Raw genomic sequence first — 16,555 nt, 5'->3', positions numbered from 1 at the left:
TTCTTGAGAGGGATTCTGGCACGGCCGCATGAATTGAAGCTGAAAATGGCGCCGGCTCCCCGCCCCGGCCCTTTAGGCCCGGGAACATTTGCCGCTATAGCATGGTGAACGCCCATCAAATCTGGCAAAGGGGGGCTGATGCATATCGTACAGAATCGCTGGCAACCGGAGCACGGCTGGCTGCGGCCGCTGGGAGAGCGCAACAGAAGTCAGCTGTTGTTGGTCTTTTCGGCCAGGCGCCTGCTAGCCGTTAATCTGCTGCGAGAAGTACGGCGCGCCTATCCGTCCGCCCTGATCATCGGCTGCTCCACCGCCGGCGAGATCATGGGGCTGCACGTCTATGACGACACCCTCTGCCTGACCGCGGTAGAGTTCGAGAAGACCCGGGTCAAGGGAGCTCGGGTGCGGGTGGAGCATGCCGCCGAGAGCCACACCGCGGGCCGGGAGCTGGCCCGCCAGCTGGCGGCGGACGACCTGAAACACCTGTTCGTGCTCTCCGATGGCCTGAATATCAACGGTAGTGAACTGGTCCGGGGGGTTACCGAACACCTCCCGGCGGGGGTCACGGTCACCGGTGGCCTGTCGGGTGATGGCGACCGCTTCGAACAGACCCTGGTGGTCTGGGACGAGGAGATCCGGGAGCGGCAGATTTCGGCCATCGGGCTGTATGGTGAACATATCTCGGTGGGCTGCGGATCGCTGGGCGGCTGGGACAGCTTCGGGCCGGAGCGGCTGATCACCCGCGCCAGCGGCAATGTGCTCTACGAACTGGATGGGCAGTCGGCCCTGAATCTGTACAAGACCTACCTGGGCGAACACGCCGTGGGGCTGCCCGCCACCGGCCTGATGTTCCCCCTCAGCCTGCGCCTGCCGGAGAACGAGAAGCCGATCGTGCGCTCCATACTGGCGGTGGACGAGAAGGAACAGAGCATGACCTTTGCCGGGGACATTCCGCAGGGCTGTTATGTGCGGCTGATGAAGGCTAATTTCGACCGCCTGGTGGATGGCGCGCTCGGGGCGGCGGAGACCGCCGGCCACGGCTTGCGCCAGGGTGCCCCGGAACTGGCCATCCTGATCAGCTGTGTCGGCAGAAAACTGATCCTGAAACAGCGGGTCGAGGAGGAGGTGGAGGCGGTGCACGAGGTGCTGGGTGACCAGGCCGTGTACACCGGGTTTTACTCCTACGGCGAGATCTCCCCCTTCACCCCGGATGCGCGCTGTGAACTGCACAACCAGACCATGACCATTACCGCCCTGTCGGAGCGCTGATGCACAAACTGTTGACCAGACAGCTGCGCCGACACCTCCCGCCGGAGTGGCTGGAAAAGCCTGAGTTACGCGGACTGCTGGAGGCGATCGACATAGCCTACGCGCAGCATGACCAGGACCGCACCCTGCTGGAGCGGGCCATGGATCTCAGTTCGGGGGAACTGACCAGCGCCAACAAGAGCCTGAAGCTGATCCTGGATTCGATCCCGGATGACATCTATGAATTCAGTGCCGACAAGCGGGTCAGGCACCGTACCATCAACAACCATCCGCCCTTCATGCTCTGCCACAGCGCGAGCTGCAGTGGGCTGTATGAGGTGTTCGTCCAGGATGTGGCCGAGCAGTACGACAGTGCCCTGATCGAGGTCCTGCGCAGCCGGCAACCGGTGGAGTTTGAGTTCAGCTTTCCGGACGGTGACACAAATCTCTACTACGAGGCGAGGCTGGTGCCGGTGCAGAATGACCGGGTGCTGGCCCTCACCCGCGACATCACCAAGCGCAAGCTGTCGGAGGAGCAGATCGCCTGGCTGGCCTACCACGATAGCCTCACCGGGCTGCCCAACAAGCGGCTGTTCGGCGAGCGGGTCGATCAGGCCATCATCAACGCCCGGCGCCATGACCGGAAGGTGGCGGTGCTGGTTCTCGACCTGGACGGCTTCAAGTTGATCAACGACACCATGGGGCACCCGATCGGCGATCTGCTGCTGAAGGAGATTGCCGGACGGCTGCTGGAGTGTCTGCGCTCCAGCGACCTGACGGAGGCGCAGCATGTGGCCCGGCTGGGCGGTGACGAGTTCACCATCCTGTTCGATGACGTGGAACAGGTGTCTCACATCACCCGCATCCTGCCGCGCATCACCTCGACCATAGCCCAACCGCTGCTGCTGGGCGATCAGGAGCTGGTGATCTCCTCCAGCATGGGCATTGCGGTCTATCCGCAGGATGGCGAGGACGCCGACCAGCTGATCAAGAACGCGGACGCGGCAATGTACCACGCCAAGGATCTGGGCAAGAACAACTTCCAGTTCTTCACCGAGCAGTTGAACAAGGTCTCCATGGAGCGGCTGTTGCTGGAGACCGGCCTGCGCCGGGCGCTGGAAAAGGGCGAGTTCGAACTCTATTACCAGCCACAGATCGACCTGGCCAGCGAGCGCCTGGTCGGCTTGGAGGCGTTGCTGCGTTGGCGGCATCCGGAACTGGGGGGCGTGCCGCCAGATATTTTCATTCCCATTGCCGAGGAGAGCGGTCAGATCATTCGCATCGGCGAGTGGGTGATCAGCCGCGCCATTGAGCAGTCACTGGCGTGGCAGCGCCAGGGCTATGAGCCGGTACGGATCTCCGTCAACCTCTCCGGCAAGCATCTGCAGAACCATGAATTCACCGACTATCTGGTGGAGCTGCTGGAGACGACCGGAATCGATACCGATCTGCTGGGGATCGAGATCACCGAGTCCTCGTTGCTGTTCAACCGCGAGCAGACCCTGCTCACCCTGGGCGATATCAAGGCGATGAATATCAAGCTGAGCATGGATGACTTCGGCACCGGCTACTCCTCCCTGGGCTATCTGAAACAGTTTCCGATCGACGTGTTGAAGATCGACCGGAGTTTCATCCAGGATATCCAGGTGCGCGATGCCGAGACCGGCCTGGTGAAGACCATCATCGACATGGGGCACGTGCTGGGTATGGAGGTGGTCGCGGAAGGGGTGGAGACCCGGGAGCAGCTGGAGTACCTGAAAAAGCACGGTTGCGATACCGTGCAGGGCTTCTTCTTCAGCCGGCCGCTACCGGCCGGGGAGATCGTCAACCTGCTGCGCAAGGCCTGACCGCCTGGGGGCCAGGACGACGTCAGCTAACTCCGGGCGGGCGAGGATCTGACTGCTTGCTTGGCGGGTGTCCGCGGCCATGGATGGCCGCGGCAAGCCCCCAGGGATGGGTTTACGGCGTCCCGGCAAGCAAGCAGGCAGATCCTAACTTTCAAGTATTTACGCGTTTAGATGACGTGGCCCTGACCTGGGGGCCGGTTGGGGTCAGCGCCAGATGCGGAAAAACAGCCGGTGACGGGGCGACCGCACCCGGCCGAAGTCCCCCGGCAACCGGCCACCCCGGACATCGTCCGGGAGTATCGGGTAGTTCGGCATCTCCGGGTCGTCCCGCAGTTCCAGCAGCCGCCACACCCGCTCGGCGGTTTCCGGGTGGGTGCGCAGCAGCGAGGGCTCCGGGTCGCGGTAGCCCGGCAGCAGGATACGCCGCCACAGGCTGGTTTGCCGGTACTCGATCTTGCCCAGGGCCGAGGCCAGCCCCACCGGATCACCGGTGATGTGCGCCGCACTCAGGTCGGCCTGGAACTCTCGCACCCGGGAGAGGCCGAGCTGCAGCAGGGCGCTCAGGGTGGGCGCGGCGATCAGCAGCAACAGGCCGAGCAGCGGCAGCGGGGCCATGCCCAGCAACACCAGCGGCAGCGAGATCAACGCCAGCAGGATGCCCGTCAGCGACAGCATGTGGGTGAGGCGGCTGATCACGTCCGCCAGATTCATCAGGCGCATGTCGTGATTGGCGATGTGGCTGGTCTCATGGGCCAGCACCCCGGCCAGCTCCCGCGGGCTCAGCAACTGCAGCAGGCCGTCGGTCAGGGCGATGGCCGCCTCGTCGCGGCTGCCGACGGAGAAGGCGTTGATGGCGCTGCTGGGTATCCAGTAGAGAGCCGGGGTCGGAGTGACGCCGGCACGGTGGCCGATCTGCTCCATCAGGCGGGTCAGGTCCGGGGCCTGTTGGGGGTGGAGCCGACGTGCGTGGTAGAGCCGCAACAGCCAGTGGGGTGAGATATCGGGCAGGGTGCTCATGGCGAGGATCACCCCGACAAACACCCAGGGCCAGACCCCCTTGCCGAACAGCACTCCGCTGATCAGCGCCAGCAACAGCGCCATGCCCCCGATCAACAACAGGGTATGGAGCAGATTGCGCAGCCTGTGTTCAGCGGTCAGCGATTGGTTCATCCGGATTTACCGAGAGTCTGTCCCTAAGGATGAGGGTTGTGCAAACGGGGATGCTTTGCAAGTTTCGACACTGCGGGTCCGTTGTTCGTTCGACCGTGTCTCAGGGCAGCCCGCCGGGCGATGGGAAATCGGCTGGCGGATCCGCCACCAGCGGTCCGCCGCCGTTGCGGCGGTCGCTAGTGCAGTGGCAGCGGCCCCGGTTGGCGAACCGCTGGTGGTTGAGGCCAGCAGCCTGTCGGACTTAACGCTGATCTACTGCGGAAAAGCCGGATTTGGCCATATTTTCCGATCTTTCTCGTTTAATAGGTCCACTATTGGCCTCGAAAGATCGAAAAATCTGTCTCAAATCGGCTTTCCCTCGCTACGATCGGTCAAGCCCGACAGGCTGCTAGCGCACTGCGATGGGTCGCCGACGGCGGGAAAGACCAGGGGTTGGTTGCTGAATTTGGGGAAATCGTCCGGCACGTGCAGGTGACAGGTCGCCGTTTCCGCATGGCCGTTGCTGCCGGTTATCAGGCCCAGCGTAGCGACGCACAGCAGCAACGGGACAACGGATCGCTTCATTCGTAGGGGGTTATCTCTTCCGCCTCTATCTGGTAGCCGGCGGTGGCCAGATCGCTGGTGATGGGCTTGGCGCTCATGACGCCGGTCACCCAGACGGTGTCGAAGGCGTTGCGTATCTGCGCATCGGCCTTGGGGACCTTTACATACACCGTCTGGTTGGCGGGCGGGGGTGGCACATGGATGCAGGCGCCGTAGTAGGGCACCAGGAGGAATTCGCTGAGGTTTTTCCCGTCGCCCTCCAGGGGGACCACAAACCCGGGTAGCTTGATTCGCTTGCCGTCCAACGATTCCACCACCGGTGCCTCGCTCCAGGCCGCCTCCAGCTCCTTCAACACCTGCTGTGCCCGGGGGTCGTCGTCTTCCAGCTCCTGGATATCGCCGAACTGGCTCATGATCTTGTCCGGGCGGTAGTCGTCCGGAATCATGTTGTCCCACTCAAGCTCCAGCGGCGGCTCCAGCGCCCCCACCCCGGCGGGGATGGCGGTGACAAGCAGGGCGACAAGCAATAACCAGTTTTTCATCGGACGGTAACCTAGATGCGGATGTTCATGCCATCGGCCAGCGAGTAACGATAGGCGCGATAACCCGGGATCAGGCCGATCAGCACCCCGGAGGCGTTGACCAGACCCAGCATAATATACTCGCGAAGGGAGGGCAGATCGATCGAAAGATGAAGGCCGAAGCGGGCTTCGATCACGGGTCGGACCAGCAGCAGGGTGGCATAGAGCAGGAACAGGCCGAGGCCCGATCCCAGCAGGCTCAATGCCAGGCTCTCACCGGTGATCAGGGTCAGGATATGCAGCGGACGGGCGCCGACGGAGCGGAGGATGGCCATCTCCCGGCGCCGCTCGTTGAGTCCCGCCAGCATCACCGTGAGCATCCCGGCCAAGCCGACCGCCACCACCAGTCCACTGATGATCAGCAGGGCGTTCTCGGCCACCGACATCAGGTCCCAGAGCTGCTGCAACGCTACCCCGGGGAGTATGGCCTGCAGGGGTTCGCGGCGGTAATCATTGATCTCGCGCTGCACCCGGAAGGTGGCGATCTTGCTCTTCAGGCCGACCAGGAAGGCGGTGATCGCCTTCGGCGTGAGATCTTTCTCCAGCGCCGCCTCGGCGTCGATGCGCACGCCCGGCACCTGCCGGCCCTGCACCCAGTCGACGTGGATCGCCTCGATCCCGGCCAGTGGGATATGCACCGTGCGGTCCACCGGGGTACCGGTCGGTTTGAGGATGCCGCTGACGGTGAACGGTTTGTCGTCATGGCGGTTGAAGCTGGTCTTGCCGGCGCCGTGGGCGACGACGATTTCTTGCCCCAGCCGATAGCCCAGTTTGTCCGCCACCTCCGCGCCCAGCACCGCCTCATAGACCTGCTCGAACGCCTGGCCCTGGCGGAACGCCAGGGGGCGGGTGCCGGCATAGCGGTAATGGCGGAAATAATCGCCGCTGGTACCCATCACCCGATAGCCGCGGTGGGAATCGCCGAGGGAGATGGGGATGGTCCACTCCACCAGCCGGTGCGCGGCGAACGCCTGGTAACTCTTCCAGGAGATGTTGTTGGTGGCGTCACCGATGCGGAACACCGAATAGAGCAGCAGATTGATGGCGCCGCTGCGCGCCCCCACCACCAGGTCGGTGCCGGAGATGGTATTGGCGAAGCTGCTGCGCGATTCGGTGCGCAGGCGTTCCACGCCCAGCAGCAGGGCCACGCTCAGGGCGATGCTGATCAGCATCAGGCCCACGGTGAAGCGGCGGTTGAGCAGGCTTTTCAGGGCCAGTGAGAGAATCGGCATCAGCCCCCCCGCCCTGTCCGGTTGAGCTCGTCCATGGCAACGTGGTGCCCGAACAGCCCCTCCAGCTGCCGGTCGTGGCTGACGAACAGCAGGGTGGAGCCGGTCGCCGCGCACTCCTGGAACAGCAGCCGGATAAAGTTTTCCCGCAGGTCGCTGTCGAGCGCCGAGGTGGGTTCATCGGCGATCAGGATCTCCGGGGCGCCGATCAGCGCCCGGGCCGTGGCGACCCGCTGCTGCTGGCCGACGCTCAGCTCCGTGACCCGGCGGTGGATCAGCTCGTCCGAGTTCATCTCCAGGTGCGCCAGCAGACGCCGCGCCTCGCTATCCAGGGAGTGGCCCGCGGCGGTCGCGCGGCGGGTGCGCAGTTTCGAGAAGCGACAGGGCAGGGTGACATTCTCCAGCACCGACAGGTAGGGGATCAGATTGAACAGCTGGAAGACGAAGCCGATATGGTCGGCGCGAAAATGATCCCGTTGCACCCCGGAGAGCCGGTGGAGCGGCTGGTCCAGTACCCTTATCTCCCCGGCGGAGGGCGCATTGACCCCGGCCAGCAGGCTCAGCAGGGTGCTTTTGCCGCTGCCGCTGGCACCGCGGATAAACAGGTGCTCGCCCCGTGCGACCTGGAACCGAGGGATGGCGAGCACTTCGGCCAGGCCCGGGCGCCAGCGGAAACGCAGGTCGCGGATCTGGATGGCCGCCGGGGTGTCGCCTGCCGGCATCTCGCGCCTAGAGTTCAAGCGTGTTCCGCTGTTTGGTCAGCTCCAGCTGGCGCTGTCCGCCGGGGGAGATCACCTGGGCCTCCACCGCTTCGGTTGCCGGAAACAGGTTGAACAGATTGAGGGTGATCTGTTTCAGCTGCGCCGCCGTTGCGCAGCGGTAGCGGTAGTGGGCCTCGATATCCTGATGCGCCTCGTCCGGGGGATCCTCCCCGGCATCGCCCGCCGCCGGCGTTTCCGACTGGGGGAAATGGAGCTCCACAACTTCCACAACACAGCCTGCCGACGCGGGCAGGGTGAACAGCCGGTCGGGTTGTCGCAGCTGCGCGGCGGCCTGCTGGATGATCTTTTCCTGCCCGGGGTCTCTGGGATTGTGCTCAAAGCCGACGATGTTCATGGCCGGGCTGTCCAGTTCGATCTCCAGCAGGTCCCCCTCCAGGGCCACCAGGAGGTGCGCCTCGCCATGCATATGGGCGGCGTATTGTTCATGTTCCTGTTCCGCCGCAGCCAGATTGCCGGTGGTCTGGAGCATCGCCAGCGCGGCGATCGTCAGGGCGATTCCCTGTATTGGTATGGGGGGTATTGGCATGGCAGGCTTCCGGGTGCGTCTGTGATGTCAATTTGACGTGATGTTATAACATAACATCTTCACGCGGGGCAATGCGGTTTCCCGGCGACCCTCCCGCCGCTGTCGATGGCCACCGGTCAGCCGAATTCAAACATCGACATGCCGAGGTTGCCGTAGCTGTAGCTGTGGTGGAAGCGGCGGCCGGGACGGTGGCGATCGCCCGCCGCCCAGGCGGTCAGCAGTGGGGCGAAGTGCTCGCTGGTCGGATGGGCGGCGGGAAACAGTGGGCTGGACTGTTCGGCGCTCAGCAACTCCTCGAAGCGGTTGCCTTCCACGGTCTCCCGCAGCCATTGCTCAAAGCCGCTGGCCCAGGCGTCGGTCCGCTCCTCGCGGTTCATGGCGCGTAGATTGTGCACCGAGCCGCCGGAGCCGATGATCAGTACCTCCTCATCGCGCAGCGGCCCCAGCGCCTCACCCAGGCCGGCGCACTCCGGCAGATCCGCGGACGGCAGCGAGACCTGGATCACCGGGACCCGCGCCTGTGGATGGCTCAGCAGCAGCGGTATCCAGGCGCCGTGATCGAGTCCCCGGTCCGGAATCAGTTCACTCTCGATGCCATGGGCGCTCAGCTGGTCGGCAATGTTTGCCGCCAGTCCCGGGTCGCCTTTCGCCGGATAGGTCAGTTGGTACAGCGCCTCGGCAAAGCCGCTGAAGTCGTGGATGGTGCCGTGGGCCTCGCCCGCGGTGACGCCGATCGGCCGGCGGATCCAGTGGGCGGAGACGACGACAATTGCCCGCGGCTGCGGGTAGCGCTCGCCCAGTTGGCGCAGCGCCGTGACCGCCGCCTGCTCCGTGAGGATGAAATCGGGGGCTCCGTGGGAGATGAACAGGGCGGGGTAGCGGGACGGCATGGGTGACTCCTTGGCTGAAATAAACCTATGACTGAACAGACCCCCGGCGGGGCGGATGGTTGCCTCCCCGGGCCGTGGCCCTGATCAAATCAGGATCAGATCAGGAACAGCGTCGCCAGGCCGAGGAAGCTGAGAAAACCGATGACGTCGGTGACCGTGGTCAGGATCACCGCGCCCGACAGCGCCGGATCGATACCCCAGCGGTGCAGCAGCAGCGGGATGGCGATACCGGAGAGGGCCGCCGCCAGCAGGTTGAGCACCAGCGCCGCGCCGATGATCAGCGCGATACCCGGGTCGCCGAACCAGAGGTAGGTAACCAGGGAGACCACCAGGGCCCAGACCAGGCCGTTGACCGCCCCCACCAGCAGCTCCTTGATGGTGAGCCAGCGCACGTTGGCGCTGGCGATCTGGTTCAGGGCCAGGCTGCGGATGGTCAGGGTCAGGGTCTGGCTGCCGGCGATGCCGCCCATGCTGGCGACGATCGGCATCAGCACCGCCAGGGCGACGATCTGGTCCAGCGCCTGCTCGAAGCGGCCGATCACCCAGGCGGCGGCAAACACGGTGATGAGATTGATCCCCAGCCAGACGCCGCGGCGCCGGGCGCTGGGCAGCACCGGGGCGAACATGTCCTCCTCGTCATTCAGGCCGGCACTGCGCAGCAGGGTGCGGTCGGACTCCTCACGGATGACGTCGACGATGTCGTCGATGGTGATGCGCCCGAGCAGCTTGCCGGCCGCGTCCAGCACGGCTACCGAGATCAGGTCGCGGCGCTCGAACAGGGCGGCCACGTCATGCTCGCTGAGGTCGGCGCGCACCGTGGCGGCCTCCGGCTGCATCACCGCCTCCACCCGGGTGGAGGGATTGCTGGTGAGCAAGTCGGCGACATCCAGCTTGCCGAGATAGCCGCCATCGTCATCGATCACCATCAGGCTGTCGGTATGGAGCGGCAGCGACTCGTGGCGGCGCAGCCAGCGCATCACCACCGCGATGCAGACGTCCGGACGCACACTGATGACGTCGGTGCTCATGAGCCGCCCGGCGCTCCCCTCCTCGTAGTTGAGCACGCTGTTCAGGCGTTTGCGGTGGTCTGCATCCAGTGCCAGCAGCAGTGCGGCGGTCAGATCCTCCGGCAGCTCATCGATGAACTCGGCCAGGTCCTCCGGGGCCATCGAGCCGGCGGCGGCCACCAGTTCGCCCTGATCCATCTCGTCGACGATGCTGGTACGCGCCTCGTCGTGCAGAAACGAGAGTACCTCGCTCTCCTGCGCCACCGGCACCGCTTCCCACAGGTCGCTGCGCTGTTCCGGCGGCAGGGATTCGAGCAGGCTGGCGACCTCGGCCGGGTGGGTGGCGAGCAGGGTGCGGGTCAGCGCCTCCTGGCTGCCGCTCTCCAGGTCGGCAATCACCTGATCCAGTAACTGGGTCTGGGATGGTGTGGTTTCGAGTTCGCTGCTCATGATTCGCGCTTCTTTGCCGGTCGGTCGACAGGGGTTGGGTTGATCGCGGCGCCTGCCGGGCAGGCGGTTGCTCTTTTCGAGTGTAGAGGGGCGGTGCGCCGCCCTCCCAGCCCGGCGGGGTGTCAGGCGGGGTGTCAGGCGGGGCTCAGGGGGGAGACTCGTTCACAGGCCCTTGATGAAGACTTTGGAGTTGCGCTGGTAGTTGTACAGCTGCTGCCTGGCCAGCGGCAGGGTGTTGACCTGGGTCGGGACGAAGCCCCGCTCCCTGAACCAGTGGGCGGTCTGGGTGGTGAGCACGAACAGGCGCTCGATACCGGCAGTCAGTGCCCGCTTCTCCATGTGGGCGAGCAGGGCATCGCCGCGCCCGCTGTTGCGGTAGTCCGGGTGCACGGCGACCCCGGCCAGCTCGCCGATCCGTTCCTCGGGATAGGGGTGCAGGGAGGCGCAGCCGATGATCGTGCCGTCCAGCTCCACCACGGTGAAGCGTTCGATCTCGGTCTCCAGCAGGTCGCGTGAGCGCCGCACCAGGGTGCCGTTGGCCTCCAGCGGTCCGAGCAGCTCCAGGATGCCGCCGATGTCGTCGATGCGCGCGCCGCGGATCTCCTCGTAGGGTTCGGCGGTCAACAGGGTGCCGACACCGTCGCGGGTGAACAGCTCCTTGAGCAGGGCGCCATCCATCTGGCGGTCGACCAGGTGGGTCCGTTTCACGCCCCCCCGGCACGCCTTCACCGCGTGGTTCAGTTGCTGCACCAGCTCCTCCGGCAGGCTTCTGCGTCGCTGCAGGATCGACTCCACCTCGCGCGGTATCACGTTGGTCCGCACCTTGCCCCGGGTGTCGGTGAGGCCTTTACCTTCGACCAGCATGATCAGCTTGTCGGCGCCGAGGGCGATGGCCACGGCACTGGCCACGTCGGCCGCGCCGAGGTTGAATACCTCGCCGGTGGGCGAGTAGCCGAGCGAGGGTACCAGGGCAATCGCCCCGGCATCCACCACGCGCTGGATTGCCTGTGCGTCGATACGCCGCACCATGCCGGTGTGGCCGTAGTCGATACCGTCGCGGATACCGATCGGCTGGGCGGTGACGAAGTTGCCGGAGACCACGCGGATATGCACCCCGGCCATGGGCGAGTTGGCCAGCCCCATGGAGAGGCGTGCCTCGATCTCCACCCGCACCGCGCCGGTGGCGTCCTTGACACAGCCCAGCGCCGCCTCATCGGTCACCCGCAGGCCGTTGATATACTGCATTTCGGTCTGGTGCAGGCCGAGCCGCTCCTCGATCTGCGGACGCGCCCCGTGCACCAGCACCAGCTTGATGCCGAGCCCGTGCAACAGGGAGATGTCGTGGATCAGGTCGGCAAAGCTCTCCTCGGCCACCGCCTCGCCGCCGAACAGGATAACCACCGTCTTGCCGCGGTGGGCATGGATATAGGGGGAGGAGTTGCGAAACCAATCGACGAAAGGGTCATGTTTGTTTTTGCTGTTTTTTGCCACGCGTACTGTTTCCGTTGGGCCGACATCCAGGGTAAAGCTCCAGGCCCGGCCTGGAGTGCCCTAATGTAAACCGCATTACGGAATAATTCGAGTGCTAACCGGAGATAATGGCGCGTCTGGCCGGCCGCTGCCGGGAGTGCCTTGCGCTACGGTCCTGTGGCTAACCGTCGTAGGGTGAGATCCGGTCGAGCAACTCCCGCCCGATCCGCCCCAGGTAGGCGTAGCTGCGTACCGCGAGCAGCCCCAGGAACAGCAGCCACCAGTTCCACAACGCGAAGCCGGCGGCAATCAGCGCGAGGGCGGCGATAAAGGATCCGATGAGCGCCCAAAAGTAGAGGATCATGCCGAATCCATCGTAACCTTTGAACAGCGCCAGCAGACGCTCCTCGACAGTATGGGCCGGGTGCGGGGTGGTGAGCGGGGGGGATTTGCGGGACATGGTTGGTTACTCCTTTCTGTGTCGCTGTTGAGTATTGCCGTTAACGACGGCGCCTCTATTCTCCCCTTGGTTGGTCGCTGTTTGCTGCGCTGGCGGCATCGCTGCACCACTCGTGCTCAGGCACCACCGACTCCAGCAGCGGAAAGATGGTCTGTTCCTCGATCGCCATCTGCTCGCGGAACGCGCTGACAAAATCATCGGCGAGCCTCTGCAGCCGTTCCACTGGGAGTCGGGCGCCCGCTTGGGCGGCACGCACCCCGCTTTCCAGGGCCATCCCCTTGTCAACCACCGCCCGATGGAGCGTCTCCATCCGCTTCACTGTCCCGTGTTGGGGGCCGGCGTATTGTGAAAGTCTCTGCCACAGCGCCAACTCTTCCGCCTGGTGGCTGCCCTTCAAGGCGGGCTTGAGGTAGGTGATCAGCTCGATGAACTCCGCGTAATCCGGTTCCTCGTCACGCTCTAAACCCTCAAAAATGCCTACCAGGTAGTTTAGCAGTGCCGTAAAACGCAGGTGATCCCACTTCAGTAATTCGAGCAGATGCTTCATTAGAGTCGTACCCCGCTGCGTGATCTGACCGGGAGAGGTGAAGGAGGGGCGATCCACCGAACGGGACGCTGGTCTTCCTTCCCGTGAATTTTGCAACTTAATTCACCCTAGCTCAGCGCCTTTGATTACACAAACGATAAATAATCACTGTTCATATTACCTATTGTAATATTATTGGCGCGGCACACAGGCTCTGGGGGCACCATGAATATCGAATTTGCACGTACCTTTTTGAAAGTGGTGGATACCGGCAGTTTTATCCGCGCCGCCCGGGCGCTGCATGTCACCCAGGCGGCGGTAAGCCGGCGGATCCGTACCCTGGAGGAGTACCTCGGCTGCGAGCTGTTTGTCCGCAACAAGGCCGGCGCCGTCCTGACCCCCAGCGGCCGGCGCTTCCTGCGCTATGCCGCCAATATGGTGCAGACCCTGGAGCGCGCCCGGCACGAGATCGGCGTGGCGCGCGAATTCAACGGCTCATTGACCATCGGTGGCCGCTTCGGCCTGTGGGACGGGCTGCTGCTGCGGCTGCTGGAGCGCATGCGCGCGGAGCGGTCCGATATCCAGATACGTGCCCAGATCGGTTTCGAGGAGGGGTTGATGCAGGCCCTGGTGGATGGCAGCCTGGATATCGGCATCATGTACACACCCCAGAACCGCCCGGCACTGCAGGTCGAGCGGTTGCTGGAAGAGGAGCTGGTGCTGGTGAGCAGCCACCGGCAGGGGCGGCAGCTGCCCGATCCGGACAGCTATGTGCATGTGGACTGGGGGCCGGAGTTCCTGGCCCAGTTGAGCGGCAGCCTGCCGGAGCTGAGCAGCCCCCGGGTAATCGTGGGCATCAGCTGGCTGGGGCTGCAGCTGATCCTCACGGACGGCGGGGCGGGCTATTTTCCGTACCGCCTGGTGCGGGAGCTGATCCGGCAGGAGCGGTTATACCGGGTGGCCGGGGCACCGAGTTTCCAGTTGCCGGCCTACGTGGTCTATCCCGGGGCGGGCAACAATCCGCTGATCGCCCCGACCGTGGCGCGCCTGCATCGGGTGGCCGCTGAGGTCATGGAGGAGACGGTCGCCGAATGATTGTTTTCGCCCGCCGGCAGGGACTAGAATCGTCTTCAGCCGGATATCGACCATCGAAAACGAAGCTGCTGAATTGAGACCGACCCTGCGACATACCACACTGCTGCTATTCACCCTCCTGCTGACGGGTTGCCTGGAGTCCCGCCAGGTGTCGCTGCTGGTGGACAATATCAACGCCCGGGTAGAGGTGGCGGCCTCTCCCAAAGCACGTCAACGTGGCCTGATGTATCGCGAATCCATGGGCAAGGACGAGGGGCTGCTGATGATCTTCCCCGAACCCCAGGAGGTGAGCCTGTGGATGCTCAATACCCGGATACCTCTGGATGTGGGCTTTTTTGATGATCAAGGGGTGCTGCGCGCGGTGGTGAGCATGCAGCCGGACGGGGGCAAGCAGCTCTACCACTCGCCGCCGGACACCCGCTACGCCCTGGAGATGAACCGCGGCTGGTTCGCCCGCTACGCCCTGGCCCCGGGGGCGCGCCTCAAGTTGCCCTATGCCATGACCGGCGAGTGAGCGGCGGCCAGCCAGACGCATCGCAGCATACAGCTGGTGGGGTGGCAGAATTTTCGTGCCCGACGAAACCGCCTGCCCCTATCCACGCCAGAGAGACACCGAGATCAGGCGATGCCACTTTTCGGACGTAGGGTGCCGGTGAGCTTGCGAACCGCACCAACCGTCGCTGGAAACGGCGCAAGCGCCCTGATGCGGTTCGTCTTACTCACCGCATCCTACGAGTTGAATGTCAATGTTGAAGCCAATCACTCACGGGGTGATTGGTCCGCCTGGTGCCTGAAACTGAACTCCGAGCGCTGGCATCAAAGACAGAAGTGGCGGATCAGCCCCTGCAGCAGGTTGAGCATCGGCTGGATGCGCTCCAGGCCGATAAACTCGTTCGGCTGGTGCGCCTGGTCGATATCCCCCGGTCCCAGGATCAGGGTCTCCATGCCGAGCTGTTGCAGATAGGGGCCCTCGGTGCCGAAGGCGACCGAACCGGCGCTGTGGCCGGTGAGCCGTTCGGCGGTGCGCACGATCTCGCTGTCGGCGGCGGTCTCTAGCGACGGGATGCCGGGAAACGGGGTGATGATCTCCAGGTGCAGGCCGCTGCCCTCCATCAACCGCTCCAGCCGCCGCGCCAGTTCGTCGTGCAAATCCTGCAGCACCATGCCCGGCAGCGGCCGCAGGTCGATCTGCAGTTCGCAACTGGCGCAGATGCGGTTGGGATTGTCGCCGCCGTGGATGTGCCCCAGGTTGAGGGTCGGCACCTCCACCTCGAACAGCGGGTTTTTATGGCGCGCCTGCAGCTCATCGCGCCAGGCCAGGATGGCGCCGATCACCCGGTACATCCCCTCCAGCGCGCTCACCCCGAGGGCCGGGTTGCTGGAGTGGCCGGAACGCCCGTGCAGGCGGATCACCTCCATGCCGATCCCCTTGTGCATGCGCACCGGGCGGAGTCCGGTGGGCTCGCCGATCACCGCGTAGCGGCCGAGCCGGCGGTGGGTCTCCAGCAGCGCCTGGGCGCCGCACATGTTGCTCTCCTCATCGGCCGTGGCGAGCAGGGTGAGGGGGTGCTTCAGCCGGTTCAGGTCTATTTCCCGTACCGCCTCCAGCACCAGGGCGAAGAACGCCTTCATGTCCGAGGTGCCGAGGCCGTAGAGCCGGTTGTCCCGCTCGACCAGGCGGAACGGGTCGCTCTGCCAGCGCTGCTCATCATAGGGGACGGTGTCGGTGTGGCCGGAGAGGACCAGTCCGCCCGGTCCGCTGCCGGCACTGGCCACCAGGTTGAACTTGCTGGTGTGGCCGGGGATCGGCAGCACCTCCACGCGGAAGCCGGCGGCGCGGCACCAGTCGGCCAGGTGTTGGATCACCTGCTCGTTGGACTGGTCCCACTGCGGGCTGATACTGCTCACCGAGGGGGCGGCGATCAGTTGTTCGATCATCGGGATCAGGGCGGGTGTGGACATAGGTTCTCTTAATCGGGTCTGCTAATGGAAGTAAGGGATGCCGGAGCGGGGTGGATATGCGCACTCGAATTTCGTACAGGGGTCGGAGTCAAATGGCACTGGATGCCGGGTCCGAGCTGGCGGGGCCTAAACCCATTTGACTCCGACCTGTTGGAGAATCAGGCGCTTTCACAAGCTTCAGGCGTAGCGGTCGAGGTTCTCCAGCCAGCGGTTGATCTCCTTGGTGCCGCGTTCGAGAAATCCGGGATCCTGATAGACCTGGGCGATGACGATGATCCCCTGGCCCCGGGCCAGCAGCTCCAGGGAGAGCTCCCGCGCCTCTTCCGGATAGCCCATCTGGGCGAACTGTTTCGCCAGCCACTGCTGGAACAGGTCGAACAGCTGCTTGGCGTCGCTCTTCAGCTCCGGCTGGTCCTTGGCCAGCTCCACATTCAGCGAGCCCATGGGGCAGCCGGAACGGAGCAGCGCCGGGGTGCTGTCGTACATGATCTGCACGAACCGCTCCAGCCGGTCGAGCGGGGTCTTGATGCTCTTCTCCCACTCCGACAGCATCAGGGTGGTGGTCTCCATGCGGTGCTTGATCACCGCTTTCAGCATCTCTTCCTTGGTCTTGAAATAGTAGTAGATATTCCCCCGCGGCACCTCCGCCTCGTCCACCACATCGGTGAAGGAGGTGCGGTTGTAGCCCTTGCGGTAGAACAGCTGGTTGGCGGCATCGATGATGCGTTGCTGGGTGCGTTCGCTTTTGGTGGCCATAGTGGGGACCGTG

17 protein-coding genes are annotated in these 16,555 nt (G+C 64.5%); 4 read left to right on the top strand and 13 right to left on the bottom strand.

Features of this window, described 5'->3' with window-relative positions; translation table 11 throughout:
• The first annotated feature begins 138 nt into the window (after positions 1 to 138).
• Positions 139 to 1,269, top strand: a complete 1,131-nt coding sequence (locus O9K64_RS01785; RefSeq protein WP_275096357.1) for an FIST signal transduction protein — start codon at positions 139 to 141, stop codon at positions 1,267 to 1,269.
• The gene (locus O9K64_RS01780) at positions 1,269 to 3,095 is read left to right on the top strand and encodes a putative bifunctional diguanylate cyclase/phosphodiesterase (RefSeq protein ID WP_275096356.1); all 1,827 of its coding nucleotides are present in this window, start codon (positions 1,269 to 1,271) and stop codon (positions 3,093 to 3,095) included. Before O9K64_RS01785 ends, O9K64_RS01780 begins: the two co-directional genes overlap by 1 nt.
• 204 nt (positions 3,096 to 3,299) lie before the next feature.
• Here the strand turns inward: O9K64_RS01780 and O9K64_RS01775 are convergent, their stop codons facing one another.
• The 11 genes from O9K64_RS01775 to O9K64_RS01725 all read right to left on the bottom strand — a co-directional run bounded on the left by O9K64_RS01775 (position 3,300) and on the right by O9K64_RS01725 (position 12,750).
• On the bottom strand, positions 3,300 to 4,265 hold the full coding sequence (locus O9K64_RS01775; protein ID WP_275096355.1) for a zinc metalloprotease HtpX: 966 nt from the start codon (positions 4,263 to 4,265) through the stop codon (positions 3,300 to 3,302).
• A 342-nt stretch (positions 4,266 to 4,607) separates the two neighbouring features.
• On the bottom strand, positions 4,608 to 4,829 hold the full coding sequence (locus O9K64_RS01770; RefSeq protein ID WP_275096354.1) for a hypothetical protein: 222 nt from the start codon (positions 4,827 to 4,829) through the stop codon (positions 4,608 to 4,610).
• A complete protein-coding gene (locus O9K64_RS01765; protein WP_275096353.1) occupies positions 4,826 to 5,350 on the bottom strand; it encodes a DUF3299 domain-containing protein in 525 nt (174 codons plus the stop codon). Before O9K64_RS01765 ends, O9K64_RS01770 begins: the two co-directional genes overlap by 4 nt.
• 11 nt (positions 5,351 to 5,361) lie before the next feature.
• Positions 5,362 to 6,621 (bottom strand): FtsX-like permease family protein, encoded by a 1,260-nt coding sequence (locus O9K64_RS01760; RefSeq protein ID WP_305792995.1) that lies wholly within the window; start codon positions 6,619 to 6,621, stop codon positions 5,362 to 5,364.
• On the bottom strand, positions 6,621 to 7,358 hold the full coding sequence (locus O9K64_RS01755) for an ABC transporter ATP-binding protein (RefSeq protein ID WP_335342214.1): 738 nt from the start codon (positions 7,356 to 7,358) through the stop codon (positions 6,621 to 6,623). Before O9K64_RS01755 ends, O9K64_RS01760 begins: the two co-directional genes overlap by 1 nt.
• Positions 7,348 to 7,926: a DUF2796 domain-containing protein gene (locus O9K64_RS01750; protein WP_275096352.1), complete on the bottom strand. Its 579-nt coding sequence runs from the start codon at positions 7,924 to 7,926 to the stop codon at positions 7,348 to 7,350. The genes O9K64_RS01755 and O9K64_RS01750 overlap by 11 nt, the downstream gene beginning before the upstream one ends.
• A 116-nt stretch (positions 7,927 to 8,042) precedes the next feature.
• Positions 8,043 to 8,816 carry a DODA-type extradiol aromatic ring-opening family dioxygenase gene (locus O9K64_RS01745; RefSeq protein ID WP_275096351.1) on the bottom strand — a complete coding sequence of 258 codons (774 nt, stop codon included), beginning with the start codon at positions 8,814 to 8,816 and terminating at the stop codon, positions 8,043 to 8,045.
• 95 nt (positions 8,817 to 8,911) lie between these two features.
• Positions 8,912 to 10,273: a magnesium transporter gene (gene mgtE, locus O9K64_RS01740; protein ID WP_275096350.1), complete on the bottom strand. Its 1,362-nt coding sequence runs from the start codon at positions 10,271 to 10,273 to the stop codon at positions 8,912 to 8,914.
• A 162-nt stretch (positions 10,274 to 10,435) separates the two neighbouring features.
• Positions 10,436 to 11,764 carry an amino-acid N-acetyltransferase gene (argA, locus tag O9K64_RS01735; protein ID WP_275096349.1) on the bottom strand — a complete coding sequence of 443 codons (1,329 nt, stop codon included), beginning with the start codon at positions 11,762 to 11,764 and terminating at the stop codon, positions 10,436 to 10,438.
• Positions 11,765 to 11,924: 160 nt separating this feature from the next.
• The gene (locus O9K64_RS01730) at positions 11,925 to 12,203 is read right to left on the bottom strand and encodes a hypothetical protein (RefSeq protein ID WP_275096348.1); all 279 of its coding nucleotides are present in this window, start codon (positions 12,201 to 12,203) and stop codon (positions 11,925 to 11,927) included.
• A 55-nt stretch (positions 12,204 to 12,258) separates the two neighbouring features.
• Entirely contained in the window at positions 12,259 to 12,750 is a 492-nt protein-coding gene (locus O9K64_RS01725; protein ID WP_275096347.1) for a hemerythrin domain-containing protein, read from the bottom strand.
• 204 nt (positions 12,751 to 12,954) lie between these two features.
• Here O9K64_RS01725 and O9K64_RS01720 point away from each other — a divergent pair, with 204 nt between their 5' ends.
• Both O9K64_RS01720 and O9K64_RS01715 read left to right on the top strand, forming a co-directional pair.
• Entirely contained in the window at positions 12,955 to 13,824 is an 870-nt protein-coding gene (locus tag O9K64_RS01720; RefSeq protein WP_275096346.1) for a LysR family transcriptional regulator, read from the top strand.
• A 73-nt stretch (positions 13,825 to 13,897) separates the two neighbouring features.
• Positions 13,898 to 14,338 (top strand): DUF192 domain-containing protein, encoded by a 441-nt coding sequence (locus tag O9K64_RS01715; RefSeq protein ID WP_275096345.1) that lies wholly within the window; start codon positions 13,898 to 13,900, stop codon positions 14,336 to 14,338.
• A 302-nt stretch (positions 14,339 to 14,640) separates the two neighbouring features.
• Here the strand turns inward: O9K64_RS01715 and argE are convergent, their stop codons facing one another.
• Entirely contained in the window at positions 14,641 to 15,786 is a 1,146-nt protein-coding gene (argE, locus tag O9K64_RS01710) for an acetylornithine deacetylase (RefSeq protein ID WP_275096344.1), read from the bottom strand.
• Between the two features lie 177 nt (positions 15,787 to 15,963).
• Positions 15,964 to 16,542, bottom strand: coding sequence for a TetR/AcrR family transcriptional regulator (locus tag O9K64_RS01705; protein WP_275096343.1), 579 nt, complete (start codon positions 16,540 to 16,542; stop codon positions 15,964 to 15,966).
• Positions 16,543 to 16,555: the final 13 nt, after the last annotated feature.

This window comes from Sedimenticola hydrogenitrophicus (assembly GCF_029017505.1).
In the GTDB taxonomy this organism is placed as follows: Bacteria; Pseudomonadota; Gammaproteobacteria; order Chromatiales; family Chromatiaceae; genus Sedimenticola; species Sedimenticola hydrogenitrophicus_A.
Note: the sequence above shows the minus strand (reverse complement) of the source record. Positions and strands in the feature narration are given on the sequence as shown.